Origin of the sequence: Kitasatospora putterlickiae (assembly GCF_039527695.1) — a bacterium.
GTDB classification, from domain to species: domain Bacteria; phylum Actinomycetota; class Actinomycetes; order Streptomycetales; family Streptomycetaceae; genus Kitasatospora; species Kitasatospora putterlickiae.
Genome location: NZ_BAAAKJ010000166.1, coordinates 6,856 through 12,343, shown reverse-complemented (window position 1 = coordinate 12,343; position 5,488 = coordinate 6,856). Strand labels below are relative to the sequence as shown.

General features: G+C 75.1%; 5 protein-coding genes. 3 read left to right on the top strand and 2 right to left on the bottom strand.

Annotated features, from left to right (window positions below):
• Positions 1-455, bottom strand: a 455-nt coding sequence (locus ABD308_RS17215) for an AzlC family ABC transporter permease (protein WP_344335258.1), incomplete at its 3' end; no start/stop codon positions are given.
• Between the two features lie 69 nt (positions 456-524).
• Between ABD308_RS17215 and ABD308_RS17210 the strand changes: the two genes are divergently transcribed.
• A complete protein-coding gene (locus tag ABD308_RS17210) occupies positions 525-1,103 on the top strand; it encodes a helix-turn-helix domain-containing protein (RefSeq protein ID WP_344335256.1) in 579 nt (192 codons plus the stop codon).
• Positions 1,104-1,146: 43 nt separating this feature from the next.
• Here ABD308_RS17210 and ABD308_RS17205 read toward each other — a convergent pair whose 3' ends face one another.
• Entirely contained in the window at positions 1,147-3,015 is a 1,869-nt protein-coding gene (locus ABD308_RS17205) for a cholesterol oxidase substrate-binding domain-containing protein (protein ID WP_344335254.1), read from the bottom strand.
• Positions 3,016-3,193: 178 nt separating this feature from the next.
• Between ABD308_RS17205 and ABD308_RS17200 the strand changes: the two genes are divergently transcribed.
• Positions 3,194-3,931: a carbon-nitrogen hydrolase family protein gene (locus ABD308_RS17200; RefSeq protein WP_344335251.1), complete on the top strand. Its 738-nt coding sequence runs from the start codon at positions 3,194-3,196 to the stop codon at positions 3,929-3,931.
• Positions 3,932-4,077: 146 nt separating this feature from the next.
• A complete protein-coding gene (locus ABD308_RS17195) occupies positions 4,078-5,469 on the top strand; it encodes a class II fumarate hydratase (RefSeq protein WP_344335249.1) in 1,392 nt (463 codons plus the stop codon).
• Positions 5,470-5,488 lie beyond the last annotated feature (19 nt).

Genomic DNA, 5,488 nt, shown 5'->3' with positions numbered 1-5,488 from the left:
TCGGTGTCGCCGATCAGCCCTCCGGCCATCGCGCCGACCACGACGGAGGCGTTCCAGATGACGAACAGGGCGAGGCCGCAGACCCAGTACGCCGCCCGGCGCCGCCGGGGGTCGGACTGCAGCAGGGTGAACGCGGCGGACTCGTCGGTCAGCAACTGGGCGCCGAGCAGCCGGCGCCACCAGGGGCCGTCCAGCGCGTCGGCGACGGTGAAGCCGAAGGGCAGCAGGCGGGCGTTGAGGACGAGGCCGGTGACGACGGGGGGGAGNNNNCCAGCGGCGCCGAACTGCGCGCCGCCGGCGAAGACGAGTGCGGACATGGCGACGGGCACCCAGAGCGGGAGGCCGCCGGAGACGGAGATCGCGCCGAACGAGGCGCCGACCAGGGCGTCCGCGACGCAGACCAGGGCGATGTCGCGGAGGGTGGCACGTTCGAGGGTTCGGATGAGCGAACGCATGTCCAGTAGAGTGAACGGAACAAGGGTCGTTCGTCAAGGCGAACGCCTGAACGTGTGGAGCGAACGCGGATGACTGGAACCAACGGCGCCAACGCCCCCGGCGGCGAGCTGATCGAGCTGATCGCGACCTCGATCCGGCGCGAGCGCGAGCGCGCCGGACTCTCGATGGCCGAGCTGGCCCGCCGGGCGGGGATCGCCAAATCGACGCTCTCGCAACTGGAGTCGGGCTCCGGCAACCCGAGCGTCGAGACGCTCTGGGCGCTCGGCGTCGCCCTGGACGTGCCGTTCAGCCGACTGGTCGACCCGCCGCGCCCGGTGGTCCGGGTGGTGCGGGCCGGCGAGGGCCCGGTCACCCACTCGGAGCGCGCCGAGTACGCCGCGACGCTGCTCGCCTCCTGCCCGCCGGGCGCCCGGCGCGACGTCTACCGGATCGACGCCGAGCCGGGCGAGACCCGGGCCTCCGACCCGCACATGCCGGGCACCGTCGAGCACGTCCTGCTGGGCGCCGGCCGCGCGCTGGTCGGCCCGAGCGAACTCCCCGTCGAGCTGGGCCCGGGCGACTACGTCAGCTACCCCGGCGACGCCCCGCACGTCTTCCGCGCGCTGGCCCCGGGCACCCTCGCGGTGATCGTGATGGAGCACGTCTGACGATCCGCCTGACGCGCAGTCAGGAATTCTGCGCCCATGAGGTCTAGAGCTTCAGCAGGCGGTCGAGGAAGGGGTTGCCGAAGACCCGGTGGGGGTCGTGGCGGTCCAGGGTGGCGACGGCCTCGTCCCAGCCGGGGCCGCCGCCGTCGCGGTGGCTGGCCGGGACGACCCGGTCGAGGACGTCGGGGTCGGCCCAGGCGGCGTCCTCGGTGTAGGCCCAGCCCTTGGACCACTCGACGCGCAGGCCCGCCCTGGTGCCGTCGAAGGAGCGCAGCAGGGCCTGTTCGAGGTCGCGGTCGAAGCGGTGCAGCCCGGGCGTACCGGGGAAGCCGAGCACGTCGAGCCAGACGGCGGTGTCCCACTCGGGGCGGTCGGGGCGCGGGCGCAGCGCGGAGAGCAGCGGCGGCCGGGCGCCGGGCACCCCGGACCAGGCCGGGTCGTCCACGCCGGTCACCCGGATCTCCACCGCGCCGTTCACCGGGAACTCGCCGCGGTCCCGGCAGGCGTCGATCAACTCCCGGTACCGGTCGGCGAATTCGGCCACCACCCACTGTATGTCGGCGCGCCGGGCGAGGATCGCGTAGCCGTTCGCGGTGACCCGCAGGGTGGTGGGGCGCAGGTAGTGGAGCAGGGTGCGCGAGGGGCCCCAGAGGTCGGAGCGCAGTCCGCCGGCGAGCAGGTGGGTGAGCACCTCGCCGGTGAGCAGTTCGCGCAGCAGCCCACCGGAGAGGAGGACGTCGGCGAGGTCGCCGGTGAGGCCGATCTTGGCGATGAGGTACTGGAGTTGGCCGAACAGCGGGGCCGATCCCCAGGCCCCGGCGAGGAGGTCGCCGGCCAGCCGGGCGACCGGTTCCGGGACGGAGTCGGAGAAGGGGTAGTTGTAGGGCTCGTCGACGGCGCGGGAGGCGAGGGGGCGGTTCGGGGTGACGCTCCAGGTCTTCAGCCAGGGCCGCTCGGTGTAGGCGAACCAGATCGCCTCGACACGGCCGTCGCGTTCGACGAAGTCGGCGAAGGTACGCGGACGGGCGGGTGTCGAGGACGTCGAGAGCGGCGAGGACGGCGACCCTCCGGGGCGGGCGAAGAGTTCGCCGGCCGTGAGGTCCAGCCGGCTGACGCAGCGCAGCGGCCGGTCGGCGCCGGCCCGGAGCACCACCTCGGTGACGAACGCCCGGCCGAGGTGGACCAGGAAGGCGGCGCTGTCGGCCTCGGAGCGGTCGAAGGTCCGCAGGGTGTAGCGGTCGGTGGCCGGGTCGAGGACGACGGCGGTCAGCCGGACGACCTGGTTGCTGACGGAGCCGTAGCCGTGCCCGTCGGGGCGGACCTCTCCGGCGGCGGGGACGGCGGTGCCGTGGCCGCCGATCGCGAGCACGCCGCCGACGGTGAGTTCGCCGGGCGCCGGGACGGCGGTGAGGCCGAGGCCGCGCTCGGCGAGGTGGGCGAGCAGCGCCTCCATGCTCGCGCCGCTCTGGGCGCGGACGGTGCCGGGTGAGTCCGCGGTGATCGCGGTGAGGTGGCGGGTGGTGTCGAGCAGCAGGACGCGGTCCGCGCCCGGCGTGCCGTCGGCGACGGTGAGCGGCGCCCAGGTGTGCCGGTGGCCCTGGGCGCGCAGGCGCCAGCCGTGGGCGCGGGCCCAGTCCGCGAGCGCGGGGACCTCCTCGGGGGTGCGCGGGGCGCAGGTCCAGAGCTGGTCGGTGCGGATCTCACCGGACCAGTTCCGGTAGACGCGCTGGAACGGTTCGGTGCCGGCGGGGAGCCCGGGCGGGGCGGGGGTGGTCGCCTCGGCGCTGTCCGGGCCGACGGTGCCGCGCAGCAGCCAGGCGCCGGCGCCGAGCGCGGCGGAGGCGCCGAGCAGGCGGCGCCGGCTGAGGCCGGGGCCCCGGTCGTCGTCGTGGTGGTGTGCCGCAGTCGTCATGTCCCGCCCCTGGTGTCGCGTGCTCTCCCCCGGTCCCGGGTGAGCGTACGAAGGGGCGCCCTGGCTCCGCCGTCGCGCTCGTGATCTTCACTCGAAGGAATGAACCTTGCCGGGCTCCGCGGAGGGCTCGTAAGTTGATCGTGATCTCCGTCCCCGACCACCCTCCGGAGGCCCCACCGTGCCCGCGCCCGCCCTCCCTCCCCTGGCCGTCGCCGTCGCCCAGCCCGCGTGCTTCCCCTCGGGGCGGCCCGGGACCGTCGCGGCCAACGCCGAACGGCACGCCGCCGCCGTCCGCGAGGCCGGGGCCGCGACCCGTCTGGTGGTGTTCCCGGAGTTCTCGCTCACCGGCTACGACCTGGCCGCCCCCGTCATCGACCCGTCGGACGAGCGGCTCGCGCCGCTGGTCGCGGCCTGCGCGGAGACCGGCGCCACGGCCCTGGTCGGCGCGCCGGTGGCCGGGGCGGACGCCCGCGAGCACATCGGCACGCTCGCCGTCACCGGCGCGGGCGCCTCGGTGGTCTGCCGCAAGACGAACCTGTACGGGCGGGAGCCCGGGCGTTTCTCCCCCGCCGACGCGCCCGCCGTCCTGGAGCTGGACGGCCGGCGGCTGGGCCTGGCGATCTGCGCGGACGCCGCCGACCCCGGGCACGCCGAGCGGCTGGTCGCGCTCGGCGCCGACGTCTACGTCGCCTCGACGCTGTACGGGGCGGGCGCCGAGTCGCTGGCCACCAAGGCGGCCCGGTACCCGGCGCGCGCGGCGGACAACGGCGTCTGGGTGGTGCTGGCCACCAGCGCCGGGCCGAGCGGCGAGTACGGCGCGACCTCGGGCGGTTCGGGCGTCTGGGCGCCGGACGGCACCGAGGTCGTCCGGGCGGGCACGGCGCCGGGCGAGGTCCTGACCGCCGTCCTGGGGTAGCCGCGGGAACGGACCCCTCTCGCGGCCGGCGGAAATACCCGGGGCCCGCGCGCGGCTGTGGTGTGCGAAAGCCGTACCCGGCCGGGCCGGGGACCCTGGAACCGAGGGCCCACGCCCGCCGGGACCGTTCAGGAGGTGCAGCGCAGATGGGTGACGAGCAGTACCGGATCGAGCACGACTCGATGGGTGAGGTCCGGGTACCCGCCGGGGCGAAGTGGCAGGCGCAGACGCAGCGGGCGGTGGAGAACTTCCCGGTGTCCGGCCAGCGCCTGGAGCGGGCGCACATCGCCGCCCTGGCGCGGATCAAGGCGGCCGCCGCGCGGGTCAACGCCCGGCTCGGCGTACTGGACCAGGAGACCGCCGACGCGATCGCGTCCGCCGCCGAGGAGGTGGCGGCGGGCCGCTGGGACGCCGAGTTCCCGGTGGACGTGTTCCAGACCGGCTCGGGCACCTCGTCCAACATGAACACCAACGAGGTGATCGCCACGCTCGCCGGCGAACGCCTGGGCCGGCCGGTCCACCCCAACGACCACGTCAACGCCAGCCAGTCGTCCAACGACGTCTTCCCGTCCTCGATCCACATCGCCGCCACCGCCGCCGTCAGCCATGAGCTGATCCCGGCGCTGGAGCACCTGGCGGAGTCGCTGGAGCGCAAGGCGGCGGAGTTCGCGGGCGTCGTCAAGGCCGGCCGCACGCACCTGATGGACGCCACGCCGGTGACCCTGGGCCAGGAGTTCGGCGGCTACGCGGCGCAGGTCCGGCACGGGCGCGAGCGGCTGCTGGCCACCCTCCCCCGGGTCGCCGAACTGCCGCTCGGCGGCACCGCGGTGGGCACCGGCATCAACACCCCGCCCGGCTTCGCGGCGGCGGTGATCGAGGAGGTCGCGCGCGCCACCGACCTGCCGCTGACCGAGGCCCGCGACCACTTCGAGGCGCAGGGCGCGCGGGACGGCCTGGTCGAGCTGAGCGGCCAGCTGCGCACCGTCGCCGTCGGGTTCACCAAGATCGCGAACGACCTGCGGTGGATGGGCTCCGGCCCGCGCACCGGCCTCGGCGAGCTGAACCTGCCGGACCTCCAGCCCGGCTCCTCGATCATGCCGGGCAAGGTGAACCCGGTGCTGCCCGAGGTGGTGCTGATGGTCGCGGCCCAGGTGATCGGCAACGACGCGACCGTCACGGTGGCCGGGGCGAGCGGCAACTTCGAGCTCAACGTGATGCTGCCGGTGATCGCCCGCAACGTCCTGGAGTCGGTGCGGCTGCTCGCCAACAGCGCCCGGCTGCTGGCCGACCGGGCGGTGGACGGCCTCACGGCCAACGCCGAACGGGCCCGGGAGTACGCGGAGTCCTCGCCGTCCGTGGTGACGCCGCTGAACCGGTACATCGGGTACGAGGAGGCGGCCAAGGTCGCCAAGCAGGCGCTCGCCGAGCGCAAGACGATCCGCCAGGTGGTGCTGGAGCGCGGGTACGTCGAACAGGGGCGGCTCACCGTGGAGCAGCTGGACGAGGCGCTGGACGTGCTGCGGATGACCCGGCCGTAGCGGCTGGAGCGGCCGGGCG